Raw genomic sequence first — 15,310 nt, 5'->3', positions numbered from 1 at the left:
TAACGGGTTTTTTATAGTACACAATAATTATTGTACTATTCCTGTAATTTCTAAATCAAATACTAAATCAGCATCTGCTGGAATCGGGCCTCCGCCTTGTGCACCGTATCCTAAATGCGATGGTATGAATAAGCGAACTTTATCACCCACCTTCATTGTCAATAAACCTTCTCTAAATCCGGCAATTAAACGTGATTCAGGAGTATAGTCCATTGGGACAGGCATGTATCCCATCGCTTGTTCTCTGTTCAAATCAAAAGTACCGTACTTTTTTGCCACCTCTGCATAATTACTATCGAACAAGGTACCGTCCATTAAGTAGCCAGCGTACATAACATCAACCTTTTGGCCAATTGTTGGTTTTTCACCTGTTCCGCTTTCTAAGGTTAAAACTTTAAGTCCAGAAGGTAAAGCTATTGCTTTTGCTTTTTGGGATTTAATTTCTGCTAAAAATTCGGTTTTAATTTTCTGTACTTCAGCTAGTTTTTTAGCTTTTTCTTTTTCAATTACAGCCAACCTTTCTTCTTCTTTATCGAAATATTCCGTCATTACTTTGACCGCATCAAATTTACGAGCCTCTTTTCCATTGCGAATAATCTCAACAGTATTCATTATAACGGGTTCAATAGGTTTACTTCCCGCTCCAACGGGTACATTAGCAATAGAATCTACAACATCCATACCTTCAATTACTTCACCAAAAACAGTATGCTTGTTGTTTAACCATGGTGTAGCTTTATGTGTAATGAAAAATTGACTTCCATTGGTGGTAGGTCCTGAGTTTGCCATTGATAAAATACCTTTTTTATCATGCACCAAAGAGTCATTGAATTCATCCATGAATTTGTACCCTGGATTACCTGATCCTTGTCCTAAAGGATCTCCCCCTTGAATCATAAAATCTTTAATAATTCTATGAAATACAATACTGTCATAAAACTTTTTATCTTTGTACTCTTCACTAACAAATGGATTTGTTCCTTCTGCTAAAGACACAAAGTTGGCAACGGTAATAGGGGTTATGTCTTGCTCCAAACGAACGATAATATCGCCCATAGAGGTTTTTATATCTGCAAACAAACCATCGCCTAAATCGGCTCTTTTGCTAGTTTTACAGCTCGCCATAAGTAGACCTATAACTGCTAGTAAGTACATTTTTTTAATCATAATAGTCATTTTAATTTACTTAGTTTTTTATTGTTTTTCAATCTGTAAAATGGTGATGGTAGATTTTAAGGGAGTATTACTACCAATTTTATTTTCATCACCGTGATACCCAAATGCCAATGAAGACGGGAATAAGAACGTAGCACGTTCATGTACTTTTAATAATTTAACAGCATCTCGAAGGCCTTGAAAAAGTTCTTGTTTGTCTACTTTGTAAGTGACAACACCAATGTCTTTTTTGGAATAGATGGTGTCATTATTTAATGTTAATATGTCATAATTAAATACCACTAAATCATCTGTTTTCGGGGTGTATTCTGTTGTGTCATTAACGGCTAAGTAGTGATACCACGAACCGGAAGCACTATGGGAATAATGCTTTAAGGAGTCTAATTTTATGATATTTTGAATTTTACCTTCTTCGTCTTCTAATAATTTTTGGCTCCTTTCAATAGAGGCTTTGAAAAAACTGCCGCTTTTTGTCTGTACGGGCTTTCTCGGTTTTGGTCCGCCACAGCTACTGAAAATAATCATAAGAAATATAACAGAAACTAATCTCATGATTGTAATTGATTCATATATTGAGGTAATAACGATGTGAAATAAAGGATAGTATCTTCTATAGAGTCATCACTTTTTCCACCTGCGGCATTGGTATGACCTCCTCCATTAAAGTGCTTTCTTGCAAAATCATTTACCGAAAAATCACCTACTGACCTGAAAGAAATTTTTAAAATCCCTTCTTCTTTATTTTCAATAAATATAACAGCAAAACGTATTCCATCTAACGTTAGACCGTAATTGACGAAACCTTCTGTATCACCTTTTTGGTACTTGTACCTGTCTAATTCTTCTTGGCTAAGCGTAATGTATGCCGTTTGTTGCTCTTGCAGAATAACCATATTCTTTAGAGCACAACCTAATAAATGTAATCTGCTAGGTGAATTGGTGTCGTAAATGCGATGATGAATTTCTGTGCCTTCTGCACCTTTATCCATAAGTTCTGCTACAACTCTATGTGTGTTGCTGGTGGTTGCTGCGAACTTGAAGGACCCAGTATCTGTCATTATTCCTGTATAAATACAGTTGGCCATTTCTGAAGTAATACTATGGGTATCACCTAATTTACGAAGTAAGCTGTAGACCATTTCACATGTAGAACTCATGGTCACATCAGAATACATAATTTCTGCATAATCAGATGGTTCTTGGTGATGATCGATCATAACAAATGTAGCATTCGCTGATTCTAATATTCCACTCATTTGGCCCACTCGCCCTAAGTGATTGAAATCTAGCGTGAATATCACATCTGCATTATTGATGCATGATTTTGATTGTGTATTTTCCTTTTCGAAATTTAATATTTGATCCGCACCTGGCATCCATTTTAAAAACTTAGGAAAATCGTTAGGCGAGACAATACTTGCGTTATGGCCACCATTAATAAGATAATGCCAAAGTGCCAACGTTGAGCCAATAGCATCACCATCAGGATTTTTATGTGGAATAATCGCTATTTTCTTTGAAGAAGAAAGTAGCTCTTTAAGCGCATTTAGGTGCTCTAAATTCATGGCGGCAAAGATACAATTTAATAATATAGGCTTTAAATCGAATACCTTAATTTTGTTAAGACTTAATTATTTTACATGAAAATTTCTTTGATTTCTCTTTTGTTTACATGCTTATCCTGCACAACAACAAAAACGGCTTTAGGTGATGCAATTGAAACTGCCGATTTTGTACTGGCATTTGGTTCTTGTAATAGAACCGATTTACCTAATCTTTTATGGGACGACATTTTAAAAACAAAGCCAGATGTTTGGGTGTGGGGTGGTGATAATATTTACGCGGATACTGATGATATGCAGGTTTTAAGTGAAATGTATTCCAAGCAAAAGCAGGTAGAAGGGTACGCGAAATTAGTAGAGACTATTGATATTATTGGTACATGGGATGATCATGATTACGGTTTGAATGATGGAGGAGTGGAGTATATGGCAAAAGACGAAAGTCAACAGGAATTTTTAAATTTCATGAATGTCTCTCTTGATAGTCCATTACGAAAACAAGAAGGGGTGTATATGTCGAAAGAATATGTAGTAAAAGACGGAACTATACATGTGATTGTTTTAGATACACGTTATTTTAGAACGCCCCTAACGCCAGATACCGAAACTAATATGCGTATTAAGCCTAACGACTATGGTGTAGGCACCGTTTTGGGTGAGATACAATGGTTGTGGTTGGAAAATGAATTAAGCAATTCAGAAGCCGATTTCAACGTGATTGTCAGTAGTATTCAATACTTATCGAATGAGCATGGTTTTGAAACTTGGGGTAATTTCCCTCATGAGGTTAATCGCTTAGAGCGATTAATTGTAAAATCAAAGGCAAAGGGGGTAATTATATTGTCTGGAGATCGGCATATTTCTGAGTTCTCAAGAACCAAATTCAAAGGCATGAACTATCCTTTGATTGACTTTACAAGTAGCGGACTTACACATGCTTACAAAGGATTTTCAGGAGAGCCGAACCCATACCGAGTAGGGGAGGTTATTTCTATGGAAAGTTTTGGGGTTTTAGAATTTGATTTTAGCGCTAAGAAGGTTGATTTTGAAATCATTGGGGATAATGGGGTCGTTCTAGAAAAGTTAGAACAAGTCTTTGAATAGTTGTCAGTTATAGGGAAAAATGTATTTTTGCGCAAAAATTAAGATATGAGTACGAATAGAACATTTACCATGATTAAGCCAGATGCCGTTGAGAATGGGCATATAGGTGCTATATTAGAAAAGATTACAGCTTCTGGATTTAAAATAGTGGCTATGAAATATACACAACTTAGCTTAAGGGATGCACAAGAATTTTATGGAGTACACAGAGAGCGTCCTTTCTTTGGGGAATTGGTTGAGTTTATGACAAGAGGAACTATTGTTGCTGCAATTCTAGAAAAAGAAAATGCAGTAGAAGATTTTAGAGCGCTAATCGGTGCAACTAATCCTGCAGATGCTGCTGAAGGTACCATTCGTAAGTTATTCGCTACTGATATTTCAGCAAACGCAGTTCATGGTTCTGATAGTGATGAGAATGCTGCTATTGAAGGCTCATTTCATTTCTCAGGTAGAGAAATTTACTAAATATGAAAAACATAATACAGTAAAAAACCAGCCCTAGGGCTGGTTTTTTACTGTATCTATCCCGCTTTTAAAGAGAAATAGAATACGTATACAGGTTTGTTAAATCAACAACTAGCGTAGTACTAATTTTTTCACTAAATCTTTGCCGATTTCTTCATTAATCATCGAGATGATTTTCGATTTGCCCAAACTTAATTCTTCTCGAAGTACAGAAGAAGAAAGAGAGATAAAGAGGGTGTCGTTTCTTAGTTCTATGTCGGTAGTATAATTGTTGACACCATTTCCCATCAATCTAGCCCAAGCCTCTCTGGCATTTACCTTATTCATTCCTTTTTCCAATTTATTTTTTTGAATGAATGCAGATAGGGCATCTTTCATTGATAAATTGTCGTTCTCTCGTCTCGGCATTATGGCGTTATATTAATAGGTTCAAATCTTTTGTAATGATAAATAATTCCTTGGTCGTTCTTAACGGAGAAGTTACTTTGATTAAGGGATAGTAAAACTTCTTTCCAAGTGGTTAGATTGTTTTTATATTCCATAAAAATGGAATCATTTTCAATACGGATATACAAGGGTTCTGCATCATCAGAAGTTTCATATGTACCATTAAATTTAGGATTCACTTTTTTGCGAAAGCCTTTAAGGGAATCTAACATTATATAGTCAACTGTGCTATTAATTTTATATTCTTTCTTGGTGCCATCAGAAAACCGCACCTCTTTTATTTCCCAATAACCATTTAACAAATGTAACTGCTCCTTTTCTACCGAAGTAGTGCATGAGGTAATAAATAGCAAACTAAATAAACTTATGTATTTCATCATTATAACTTAAATATTTTGTAGGACTGATGAATTTTTTTCACCACATCTTCTGTTCGTTTTGCATGGGTGTCGCTAATGAATATTTGACCAAAATTTTCATTATTTACCAATGTGATTATATGTGATACTCGGTGTTCATCTAATTTATCAAAAATATCATCCAAAATTAAAATAGGGGTTACTTCACTTTGAGATTTCATAAAGTGAAATTGGGCAAATTTCAACGCAATCAAAAATGATTTCTGTTGTCCTTGGCTACCGAATTTTTTTATAGGAAATCCACTAATTTCAAAGTTGAGGTCATCTTTATGAATGCCTACACTGGTGTATTGCAAGGCACGGTCTTTATCAAGATTTTTCTCTAATAAACCAAGAAGCCCATCGTCTACTAATTTACTATCATAGGTAAGCCTTACATTTTCGGTGTTTCCGGTTATTGCTTTATATTGTTCTTGGAAAATAGGGATAAAGGCATCTATAAATGAATTCCTTTTTTTAAATATTTCGGTTCCGTAGGTATTCAATTGTTCATTGTAAACGGCCAAAGTGTCTTTGTTAAAGGTTCGGTTGGCTGCGAAATATTTTAAGAGTGCGTTTCGTTGAGATAGCACTTTGTTGTAGTTGATGAGGTGTTGTAAATAGATTTTATCCGATTGTGAGATAACCCCATCAATAAATTTTCTACGGGTTTCACTACCTTCAATTATAAGGTCTCGATCTGCTGGTGAAATCATTACCAAGGGCAGAAAGCCAATATGATCTGCAAAACGGTCATACGCTTTGCCATTTCTCTTGATAATTTTTTTATTGTTCTTTTTTAGACTACAGACTACTTTTTCGTCCCGATTGTCTTTTTCAAAAGTTCCATCAATTACAAAAAAATCAGACCCATGTCGTATGTTCTGAGAAGAAATAGGATTAAAATAGCTTTTTCCGAAGGATATATGGTATATGGAATCTAGAATGTTGGTTTTTCCAACCCCATTATCACCAACAAAACAATTTATTTTAGAATCGAATACAAGTTCTTTGGACTCAAAATTTTTATAATTAATTAATGATAATTGTCTCAGCAGCATTAAAATTCTTGAATTTTGGGATTTGATAAGCGAAAACTACCTTATAATATCCAAAAATAACGAATAAATACACCATAGGATTTCAATAAAAACTTTATTTTTGCGCGACCAATAAATATAGATATGGCTACATATAAGAAAAGAGGATATAAACCCGAAACTAAAGCTGAAAAGCAAGAATTCGATGAACAGGAAAGTACTACAGCAGAAGTATTTAGTTCGTTGGATGAAGGAGCTTCTAGATCAGAGGAGTGGGTTTCTAAAAATCAGAATTACATATTGGGTGCCATTGGAGTTGTAGCTATTAGCGTTTTAGGTTATTTAGCCTACAGCCAATTTGTGGTTAAACCTAAGGAGGCAAGTGCAGCGAATGAAATGTACTATCCACAACAATATTTTGATCAAGCCTTGGCTAGTACTACAGCTAAAGATTCGTTATTTACATTGGCTTTGGAAGGTGCTGAAGGTAAATACGGTTTTAAAGATATTATTGAAGAATACAGAGGTACCCAGGCTGCAAATTTAGCTAACTATAGTGCGGGTATGTCATATTTGAATATGAATAAATACCAAGAAGCAATTACTTATTTAGAGGATTTTAGCTCTGAAGACGCTGTTCTAGGTGCTTTAGCGAAAGGTGGATTGGGAGATGCTTTCATGCAATTAGGCCAACCCTCTGACGCTTTAGGGTACTATGAAGCTGCCGTTGCGCACAGCAAAAATGATTATACTACACCTAAATTTTTATATAAAGCTGGTGTAACAGCGTTGGAAATGGGTGAAAAGGATAAGGCCTTTGGCTTCTTTCAAAGAATTAAGGACGAGTATCCAAAATCTGAAAATGCAAATTCTATAAATGCTTTTATAGGAATGGCTAAAAGTGGAGCATAATGGCTACAATTAATAAAAATTTATCAGTTTACGATAAAACAACAATCCCAAATGCGAAAGGTCTTCGGTTTGGGATTGTTGTTTCAGAATGGAATGCTGAAATTACCGAAGGACTTTACTCTGGTGCTGAAGAAGCATTATTAGATTGTGGGGTCGAAAAGCAAGATATAACAAGATGGAATGTTCCCGGAAGTTTTGAATTAACTTTTGGCTCCAAGAAAATGATAAATACCCAAAATGTTGATGCCGTTATAGCAGTAGGTAGTGTTATACAAGGAGAGACTAAACATTTTGATTTTGTTTGTGATGCCACCGCACAAGGGATAAAAGATTTAAATATTATTATGGATGTTCCCGTAATATTTTGTGTGCTCACGGATAATAATATGCAACAAGCCATAGACCGTAGTGGAGGTAAGCACGGTAATAAGGGTGCTGAAGCAGCAATCGCAGCAATTAAAATGGCTGTTCTTGGCAGCTAGTTTTCTATTATTTTGACTTCATCTTGTTTTGCGTTCTAATTTTAACTCCCTACTTAGGCTTCATTGCTGTTAACAAATTTTAGCATTCCGAATAGCCCCTATTTTTCAATTTTAAGTAACTTTGGTATTATGGGGATGTTTAGTAAAATAACTAGGTTACAAAAAAACAGACAATTTGATTACAATCCTAGATTTTATGATAATAAGGATAAAGCTAATCCGTATAAAATAGAGCCAAAGTTTGACCAATTTCGAAGTACTCTCCAAACATCACGTGGATTAAAGAATAAAATCAATAGTGCTTTTGACGATACCAAACGAAAAGGTGATCGTAATATCAAAATTAGGATGGCCGTAATCTTAGCTATTCTAGTGTTTGTTTTTCTTTTTATTATTGATTTTGACCTCTCAATTTTCTTTTCTAAATAATGGCCGATATCATTAGACTATTACCGGATCATGTAGCCAATCAGATAGCTGCAGGTGAGGTGGTTCAGCGTCCATCTTCAGTAGTTAAGGAATTAATGGAAAATGCTATAGATGCAGAAGCAACTGAAATTCAACTTATTGTCAAGGATGGAGGTAAGACATTGATCCAAATAGTAGATAACGGCAAGGGTATGAGTGGTACTGATGCTCGTTTGAGTTTTGAACGGCATGCCACTTCCAAAATTCAAAAGGCTGAAGATTTATTTAATTTGCATACCAAAGGTTTTAGAGGTGAGGCACTTGCCTCTATTGCAGCGATAGCACATGTTGAAATGGTTACGAAGACTGAAGATGATGAAATTGGTACGCGAATAAAGATTGAGGGTAGTAAAGTAGTAACACAAGAAGTGGTGGTTGCCCCAAAAGGTACTTCGATGCTTGTTAAAAATTTGTTTTTCAATATTCCTGCGAGACGAAATTTTTTAAAATCGGACCAGGTAGAGTATCGACATATCACTGATGAATTTCATAGAATTTCGTTGGCGCACCCTCAAGTTGCATTTAGTTTTTACAACAATGGGAGTGATGTTTTTCAGTTGCCGGCCAATGATTTTAGAAAACGTATAGTTCATATTTTTGGAAGAAAGACAGACGAGAAATTGGTGCCTGTTGAAGAGGAAACTCAAGTAGTAAAAATATCAGGGTATATTCAAAAACCTGAATTTGCCAAAAAGAGTAGGGGAGAGCAATTTTTCTTTGCCAACAATCGCTTTATAAAAAGTCCATATTTACATCATGCTATATTAGGAGCTTTCGAAGGATTAATACGCCCAGGAACACACCCAGGTTATTTTATTAATTTAGAGGTAGCCCCTAGTACCATAGATATAAATATTCATCCTACTAAAACAGAGGTGAAATTCGATGATGAACATACTTTATACGCTATACTTAAATCTACGGTTAAGCATAGTTTAGGGCAGTTCAATGTAATACCTGCATTAGATTTTGACCAAAATCAGAATTTAGAAACACCTTATGGTGATCAAAGAAAGCAAGTTGGGATACCACAAGTGGTTGTAGATTCCTCATTTAATCCATTCGAAGACGTTAAACCTATAAAAGGTAGTTCAGCAGGTAATTATTCAAAGCCGAGTGTTAAAGGGTGGGAGAATTTGTATGCTGGTTTAGATGCAGGTGTTGAAGGTACTAACCATAGTACGATAGAATTTGAGTCTGAAGTGGTAAATAGTAGTATTTTTGATGGCGAGAATGAAGCTGTCGATCATATCACTACTACGTTTCAATTACGTAAAAAATACATAATCACCACCATAAAATCTGGTATGGTAGTCATCAATCAGAGTAGGGCGCATCAACGTGTGCTTTATGAAAAATTTTTAAAGAATATTACTATAAAAGAAGCTGTGAGCCAGCAACTATTGTTTCCACTTACATTATCATTTTCACCTAGTGAAATAAGTATCCTAAAGGAAATAAAAGAAAATTTATGTACAGTAGGTTTTGTTTTTGGAGCGATAGATGAGGATGGAGTTGAAATTAAGGGTGTGCCTGTTTTGGTAGCAGAAAGCGAAGTTCAAATGATAATGGAACAGCTGATGTCAGATTTTCAGCAAGAAGTGCCCGGTGATAGTTTTTCGCAAAGCGATATGCTTGCTAAAACACTTGCGAAGACATTATCTGTAAAGACAGGAGAAACGTTAGATGAGGTTTCTCAGGTTAAATTAGTCAATGACCTGTTTGCCTGTAAGGAAACAACATTGAGTCCGTTTAACAAGAAAGTATATATTATGATAACCGAGAATGATATTGAACGAAAATTTATTTAAATGGGTAGACTAACTGAAACAATCAAACACTTACTTATAATTAACGTACTGTTTTTTATAGCCACTCAAATGTTTGGCGAACAGATGTATGAGTGGTTCTCGCTTTACTTTCCCAAGAATGAGCATTTTCAGCTTTGGCAAATCTTAACGCATATGTTTATGCACGGTGGGTTTATGCACATATTATTCAATATGTATGCATTGTGGGCCTTCGGTACTCCTTTAGAACGTATGTGGGGGAGAAATAAGTTCTTGTTCTTCTACATATCGGCTGGTCTTGGAGCTGCATTGATTCATATAGGGGTTAACTATTATTATTACAATGCGGGAATGAGTGCATTAATCAACTCAGGATTAACCGAAAGCTATATATTGGAGATTATTAATAATGGACAATACAATACAGAATGGTACAGCATTGCGGGTAAATCAACTATCGACAATTTTCTAGGTGCTTTTAATACGCCTGTAGTTGGTGCTTCGGGTGCCATTTATGGTGTATTGGTAGCCTTCGGAATGTCTTTTCCTAATAGTGAGCTTTTCCTTATGTTTATACCAGTACCTATAAAAGCAAAATTCTTTATTCCTGTTCTTATTGCGCTAGACTTATTCTCAGGTGTTACAGGCTATAGTTTATTCGGACAAGGTATCGCACATTTCGCGCATGTAGGTGGAGCCTTATTTGGATTTTTGATGATGTGGTATTGGAAAAAAAATGAATTTAATAATAAGAGGTGGAACTAAGTTATGTCGCAACCCGATTTAAAATATCAGTATAGCAGGTTAAATATAGCTGAAAAGCTAATAGCAATAAACGTTTTAGTTTTTATCGTTAACGGGTTGGTGCCTTTTCTTTTGGGGATTCCAAAAAATAGTTTTGTGCAGTGGTTTGAATTGCCGAATGATATAGTAGGTATTGCATTTCAGCCATGGTCAATCGTCACATATTCCTTTTTTCACAGTGGTTTTGGGCACCTGTTTTGGAATATGTTGCTTGTTTATTTTGTAGGCCGCATATTTCTTAATCTGTTTGATGCAAAACGTTTCTTAAACGTGTATATACTGGGTGTCATTTTAGGTGGTTTGTTTTTTGTTTTAGGTTATAACATTTTCCCTGCTTTTTTTAATACCAATGCGTATCTAATTGGTGCATCGGCAGGTGCAAGTGCTGTGCTTATTTTTGTTTGTACCTATTTGCCCAATCAAGAAGTACGGGTTGTCTTTTTTAATGTTAAACTATGGTACATAGGTGCATTTGTTGTTCTTACAGATTTGATACAATTACCTTTAAGTAATTCTGGGGGCCATCTGGCACATTTAGGAGGGGCATTTTTGGGTTACTTGTACGCTAGTCAATTGTTAAAGGGAAAAGATATAGGATCCGGTTTTTCAAAATTCATGGACGCTTTTGTAAACGTATTCAAGAGGACAGAAAAAAAAGCACCAATGAAAACTGTTTACAAGAATAAACGAACTAGTAATAGTTCTTCTTCAACCGTGGATTATGATAAAAAGACGCATCAAAAAAAGATAGACGCCATTCTTGATAAAATAAGTAAGTCTGGTTATGAAAGCCTTTCTAAAATAGAAAAGGATTTTTTATTTAAGGTAGGTAAAGAGAATTGATCACTATGAAAGAAGTTTCTTTTTTTCATAAGCTGATGTTTCTAGTAAATATGTTGTTTTCTTTTTGCCTTTTACTCGCTTGCATAGTGCCATATACCTCTTCTGCTAGTTTGGCTTTTATAAGTTTAGCGGTTCCCTTATTAGTACTGGTCAATATGTTATTTTTTTTATTTTGGTTGGTACAGAATAAATTTTTAATGCTACTGCCACTTTCTATATTGGTCTACGGGTACTTTGCGTTAGGTACTTTTATTGGGTTTAATAGCACTACCACGTCTGATAAAAATGAAGATATAGTGTCTATTATGAGTTTTAATAGTTTAGGCTTTAAGGGGAAGAAAGATGAATGGGAAAGTACTGCTGGTGATACTATTGTTCAGTTTATCAAAAATGAAAATCCAGACATTATATGTTTTCAAGAGTTTGATTATCGAAAAGTAAGGTCTCATTATTTTGAAGAGTATCCTTATAAATATGTGGATTTTGACTCAGATAGAGAACGTGTCATACAAGCAGTATATTCTAAGTATAAGATTATAAAAAAAGACCTTTTAGAATTCCCGAAGTCCTCTAATAGTGCTATTTATGTCGATGTTAAATTTAAAACGGATACATTGCGTATCTATAACCTGCATTTAGAATCCCTAAATATTAGACCGAATAATATTAAAAGAGAACGTTCTGATAGATTATTAGCTAGATTAAGAAATTCATTCCAAAAACAGCAAGAACAGTCAGAAATTGTTCAGCAGCATATGGATAAGAGTCCTTTTCCAAATATCGTATGTGGAGACTTTAATAACAATCAATTTTCAAGGGTCTATTTCAATATAAAAGGTGATTTAAAGGATAGTTTTTTAGAGAAAGGACATGGATATGGTCAAACAATCAACTTTTGGAAATTCCCATTTAGAATCGATTTTATTCTAGCCGATACATCATTTCAAATCCTATCTCATAAGAATTATAATATTGATCTTTCAGATCATGAGCCAATTATGGCGACTATTAAAATTCAGAATGAATAAATAGGCAATCTACTATATCTGCAAGTATATGAAGCAGAAAAGCCAAGCCGAAAACTCTTGTTTTCTTAATAGAAAAAAGTACTATATATAATGCTATAGCCCAATAGTTATGTAATGGATGAAAATTTATACTACACCGATTAGGGTCAAACATCGGATTTGCTAAGATATGGTCCACGTCAATAAGTATGCCCGACAATAGAATGATTGCAACCCAAACTCGATTGTCTTTGTAAAAGTAAAATGTGATTAAAATGGGAACAATAAAATGTATCCCATAATGAGCTAAAAACCTAATCATTTTCTTTAGGTGGTATGAATTCTTGATTTAGGTAGTTCACGGCATTAGGGCCTACATTGAACAGGAGGTCTAAAATGCTTAAATTGTTTAGAAACCCATGGCGATCACCAAATACCTGAACATAAGGTTCTATAGATAATTGATGTTTAAATTTCGCACTAGCTAAAGATCTAAAATCTTTTTTATTGGCTGGTATTTCTTCAAAAATTTCTGAAGTTGTTTTAGGCATCTCTAATTGAAGACAATCAAAAATTATTTCTATGGTCTTTAAATTGAAATCCAATAATCGTTCAAAAGTTTGCGTATACAACGTTTTAATTTCATCCTCATAGAATTCAAAAAACGGTGAAGTTCTGTAGGCCGTTTCTAATGTACGCCAATGTTGTCGTTGCCAAGGGTATGAATTATCTATTATTACATCCTTATATTTCTTTCGCCCATTGGCTTTGCCTGCATGAACAATAGGGATACTCATAATATGTTTACCTCTATCAGTAGATATATAGGTTCTATTTCTAAAGGTCTGTTTTTGGTAATTGTCTTCTACTTCCCAACATATAGAATGATGCATGATATAACTGAACGTGAGTATGTTCGGAAAATAGGTAGGATGAATTAATTTCATCTGTTTAGTTTTATTTTTTAGTAGTCATATCTAATGTTCAATTAAGAAGCATCAATTCATCTCAATACTACTTAATACCATTATTATAGAGTCAATTAGTTTTTCTACGTTTCCAGAACCAATTTCCTACGAAATATGCCGCCAATAATCCTAAGAAATATTTAAAGTATGATTGCGGTTCACCTTCACCATTTACTGTTGTAAAAATACGGTCCCATCTTGGTTTCCAATTGCTAATTCCCTGTGTGAAATTATCAAAGCTCATCCAAATGAAAATAGGGGTGCCTACAATATGGTTTTCTGGAACATAGCCCCACGCTCTGCTATCTTCAGAGTGATCTCTATTATCACCCATCATCCAATAATAATCTTGCTTAAAAGTATAGCTGGTTGCGGGTTTACCGTTAATATTTATTTGATTACCAGAAACTGAAATTTCATTTCCTTCATATTCTCTAATGATTTTTTTATAAAGCGGTAAAACTTTAAGATTCAAAGCAACTGTAGCTCCTTGTTCTGGAATGTAAATAGCTCCCATCTGACTATAATTCCACGGATAGTCTGGACTTTGAGGAAATAAATTGATGCCCCTTCTTCCTTTCAAAGAGACATTTTGAACAACTGAGTCGATAGTAGAATCATTTCTAAGTATTTCAACCATATTAGCTGTTAAGGGTACAAGCCGCTCACGGTCGGTTACTTCTTTTAATGATAATCTATATTTTGATATAACATTGGCGGGTATACCAGTGCTTTCGGTATAGAGTTCGATTTGTCCGTTTGCTGACTGATTATAACCGATGAGATAACTTCTAAGACTATTAACTTGCTCTTGGTTTAGAGGGTCTGAAAGATACTTTCTTGTATAACCTGTCATGTCGAGTTTCTCAAACAATCGAGATGAAACCCCTTTTGAGCTATATATATTATAATCAAATTGTGGTTTTGCACTGCCAGGGAGCTCCAATTGTTGGCCGTTTATAAAAACATAACCATTGCGCACCTCCAAAGAATCTCCTGGAACACCTACGCATCGCTTTACGTAGTTCGACTTTTTATCTATAGGTTTGTTTACCCCTTTTTCTTTTTTAAAGAATACACGAACGGTATCGGCTGGCCAACTGAAAACCACTATATCATTCCTTTTTACCTTAGTAAATCCTGGAAGTCTAAAATAAGGTAATTGTGGTTTTTTTAAATAGGAAGGTATTCCTAAACCAGGTAAAGTGTCATGAACCATGGGTGCGGCAACTGTTGTCATTGGGGTTCGTGCACCATAATGAAATTTACTTACGAAAAGAAAATCACCTACCCTTAAAGTGCGCTCGAGAGACCCCGTTGGTATTACGTAAGGTTGTATGAAATAAGTATGTACCAAGGTCGCTGCAATAATGGCAAACAAAATGGAGCTCACCCATTCACCCATCGCTGTTTTGGGTTGCAGACTTCTATCATTAATGTATATGATATCTAAAGAATAATTCACATAATAAATGTAAAATCCACATGTGAATACTACTAACCAGGTTTCCAACCTGCTGTTTCTGCCAAAACTTCTAATGGTTTCCACCCAAATAATAGGAAACATCAATAAGTTGATTATAGGGATGAACAAAAGAATTACCCACCACTTTGGTCGATTGATAATTTGCATTAGTACAATGGCGTTGTAAACAGGGATAGCAGCTTCCCATGCCTTTCTGCCAGCTTTAACATATAATTTCCAAGTACCTAAAAAATGTATTACTTGTACAATGAGTATGAAAATAATCCATTGGGTAGCGTTCATGAGTTTTGTTTTTTATAAAAATAAAATGAATTTTATGTACTGCTATTTGATAACATCAATGCCCCATCAGTCTTCT

At 34.8% G+C, this 15,310-nt stretch carries 18 protein-coding genes; 9 read left to right on the top strand and 9 right to left on the bottom strand.

The features are described 5' to 3' along the window. Positions 1-27 precede the first annotated feature (27 nt). The 3 genes from ES765_RS07440 to ES765_RS07430 are packed head-to-tail and all read right to left on the bottom strand — an operon-like array spanning position 28 to position 2,741. Positions 28-1,167, bottom strand: a complete 1,140-nt coding sequence (locus ES765_RS07440; protein ID WP_138112788.1) for a peptidylprolyl isomerase — start codon at positions 1,165-1,167, stop codon at positions 28-30. Between the two features lie 27 nt (positions 1,168-1,194). Then, complete coding sequence (gene gldI, locus ES765_RS07435) at positions 1,195-1,728, bottom strand: gliding motility-associated peptidyl-prolyl isomerase GldI (RefSeq protein ID WP_138112786.1); 534 nt, start codon at positions 1,726-1,728, stop codon at positions 1,195-1,197. Then, positions 1,725-2,741: a DHH family phosphoesterase gene (locus tag ES765_RS07430; RefSeq protein ID WP_138112784.1), complete on the bottom strand. Its 1,017-nt coding sequence runs from the start codon at positions 2,739-2,741 to the stop codon at positions 1,725-1,727. Before ES765_RS07430 ends, gldI begins: the two co-directional genes overlap by 4 nt. Positions 2,742-2,816: 75 nt before the next feature. On the opposite strand from ES765_RS07430, the gene ES765_RS07425 reads away from it, so the two are divergent. Then, positions 2,817-3,842, top strand: coding sequence for an alkaline phosphatase D family protein (locus ES765_RS07425; protein ID WP_138112782.1), 1,026 nt, complete (start codon positions 2,817-2,819; stop codon positions 3,840-3,842). 45 nt (positions 3,843-3,887) lie between these two features. Next, positions 3,888-4,307: a nucleoside-diphosphate kinase gene (locus ES765_RS07420; RefSeq protein ID WP_138112780.1), complete on the top strand. Its 420-nt coding sequence runs from the start codon at positions 3,888-3,890 to the stop codon at positions 4,305-4,307. A gap of 111 nt (positions 4,308-4,418) precedes the next feature. Here ES765_RS07420 and ES765_RS07415 read toward each other — a convergent pair whose 3' ends face one another. Genes ES765_RS07415 through recF form a run of 3 tightly spaced genes read right to left on the bottom strand, consistent with a single transcriptional unit; the run spans position 4,419 to position 6,213 of the window. Next, positions 4,419-4,715 carry a DUF721 domain-containing protein gene (locus ES765_RS07415; protein ID WP_138112778.1) on the bottom strand — a complete coding sequence of 99 codons (297 nt, stop codon included), beginning with the start codon at positions 4,713-4,715 and terminating at the stop codon, positions 4,419-4,421. Continuing rightward, the gene (locus tag ES765_RS07410; RefSeq protein ID WP_138112776.1) at positions 4,715-5,134 is read right to left on the bottom strand and encodes a hypothetical protein; all 420 of its coding nucleotides are present in this window, start codon (positions 5,132-5,134) and stop codon (positions 4,715-4,717) included. The genes ES765_RS07415 and ES765_RS07410 overlap by 1 nt, the downstream gene beginning before the upstream one ends. Continuing rightward, positions 5,134-6,213 (bottom strand): DNA replication/repair protein RecF, encoded by a 1,080-nt coding sequence (recF, locus tag ES765_RS07405; protein ID WP_138112774.1) that lies wholly within the window; start codon positions 6,211-6,213, stop codon positions 5,134-5,136. Before recF ends, ES765_RS07410 begins: the two co-directional genes overlap by 1 nt. Positions 6,214-6,336: 123 nt before the next feature. Here recF and ES765_RS07400 point away from each other — a divergent pair, with 123 nt between their 5' ends. From ES765_RS07400 to ES765_RS07370, 7 genes are all read left to right on the top strand, one after another. Further along, positions 6,337-7,104 (top strand): tetratricopeptide repeat protein, encoded by a 768-nt coding sequence (locus ES765_RS07400; RefSeq protein ID WP_138112772.1) that lies wholly within the window; start codon positions 6,337-6,339, stop codon positions 7,102-7,104. Continuing rightward, positions 7,104-7,586 (top strand): 6,7-dimethyl-8-ribityllumazine synthase, encoded by a 483-nt coding sequence (gene ribH / locus ES765_RS07395; RefSeq protein ID WP_138112770.1) that lies wholly within the window; start codon positions 7,104-7,106, stop codon positions 7,584-7,586. Before ES765_RS07400 ends, ribH begins: the two co-directional genes overlap by 1 nt. A gap of 129 nt (positions 7,587-7,715) precedes the next feature. Continuing rightward, positions 7,716-8,015: a riboflavin synthase subunit beta gene (locus ES765_RS07390; protein WP_138112768.1), complete on the top strand. Its 300-nt coding sequence runs from the start codon at positions 7,716-7,718 to the stop codon at positions 8,013-8,015. Continuing rightward, positions 8,015-9,865, top strand: a complete 1,851-nt coding sequence (gene mutL, locus ES765_RS07385) for a DNA mismatch repair endonuclease MutL (protein ID WP_138112766.1) — start codon at positions 8,015-8,017, stop codon at positions 9,863-9,865. Before ES765_RS07390 ends, mutL begins: the two co-directional genes overlap by 1 nt. Beyond that, on the top strand, positions 9,866-10,609 hold the full coding sequence (locus tag ES765_RS07380; protein ID WP_138112764.1) for a rhomboid family intramembrane serine protease: 744 nt from the start codon (positions 9,866-9,868) through the stop codon (positions 10,607-10,609). A gap of 3 nt (positions 10,610-10,612) precedes the next feature. After that, positions 10,613-11,491: a rhomboid family intramembrane serine protease gene (locus ES765_RS07375; RefSeq protein ID WP_138112762.1), complete on the top strand. Its 879-nt coding sequence runs from the start codon at positions 10,613-10,615 to the stop codon at positions 11,489-11,491. 197 nt (positions 11,492-11,688) lie between these two features. Further along, the gene (locus tag ES765_RS07370) at positions 11,689-12,519 is read left to right on the top strand and encodes an endonuclease/exonuclease/phosphatase family protein (protein WP_171017255.1); all 831 of its coding nucleotides are present in this window, start codon (positions 11,689-11,691) and stop codon (positions 12,517-12,519) included. Here the strand turns inward: ES765_RS07370 and ES765_RS22255 are convergent. From ES765_RS22255 to lepB, 3 genes are all read right to left on the bottom strand, one after another. Further along, entirely contained in the window at positions 12,500-12,820 is a 321-nt protein-coding gene (locus ES765_RS22255; RefSeq protein ID WP_138112758.1) for a DUF6122 family protein, read from the bottom strand. The two genes, ES765_RS07370 and ES765_RS22255, sit on opposite strands and share 20 nt — an antisense overlap. Next, entirely contained in the window at positions 12,813-13,445 is a 633-nt protein-coding gene (locus ES765_RS07360; protein ID WP_138112756.1) for a WbqC family protein, read from the bottom strand. Before ES765_RS07360 ends, ES765_RS22255 begins: the two co-directional genes overlap by 8 nt. 91 nt (positions 13,446-13,536) lie before the next feature. Beyond that, positions 13,537-15,234, bottom strand: coding sequence for a signal peptidase I (gene lepB / locus ES765_RS07355; protein WP_138112754.1), 1,698 nt, complete (start codon positions 15,232-15,234; stop codon positions 13,537-13,539). Positions 15,235-15,310: the final 76 nt, after the last annotated feature.

The sequence above is a fragment of the Maribacter sp. ACAM166 genome (genome assembly GCF_005771495.1).
GTDB lineage: Bacteria > Bacteroidota > Bacteroidia > Flavobacteriales > Flavobacteriaceae > Maribacter.
Note: the sequence above shows the minus strand (reverse complement) of the source record. Positions and strands in the feature narration are given on the sequence as shown.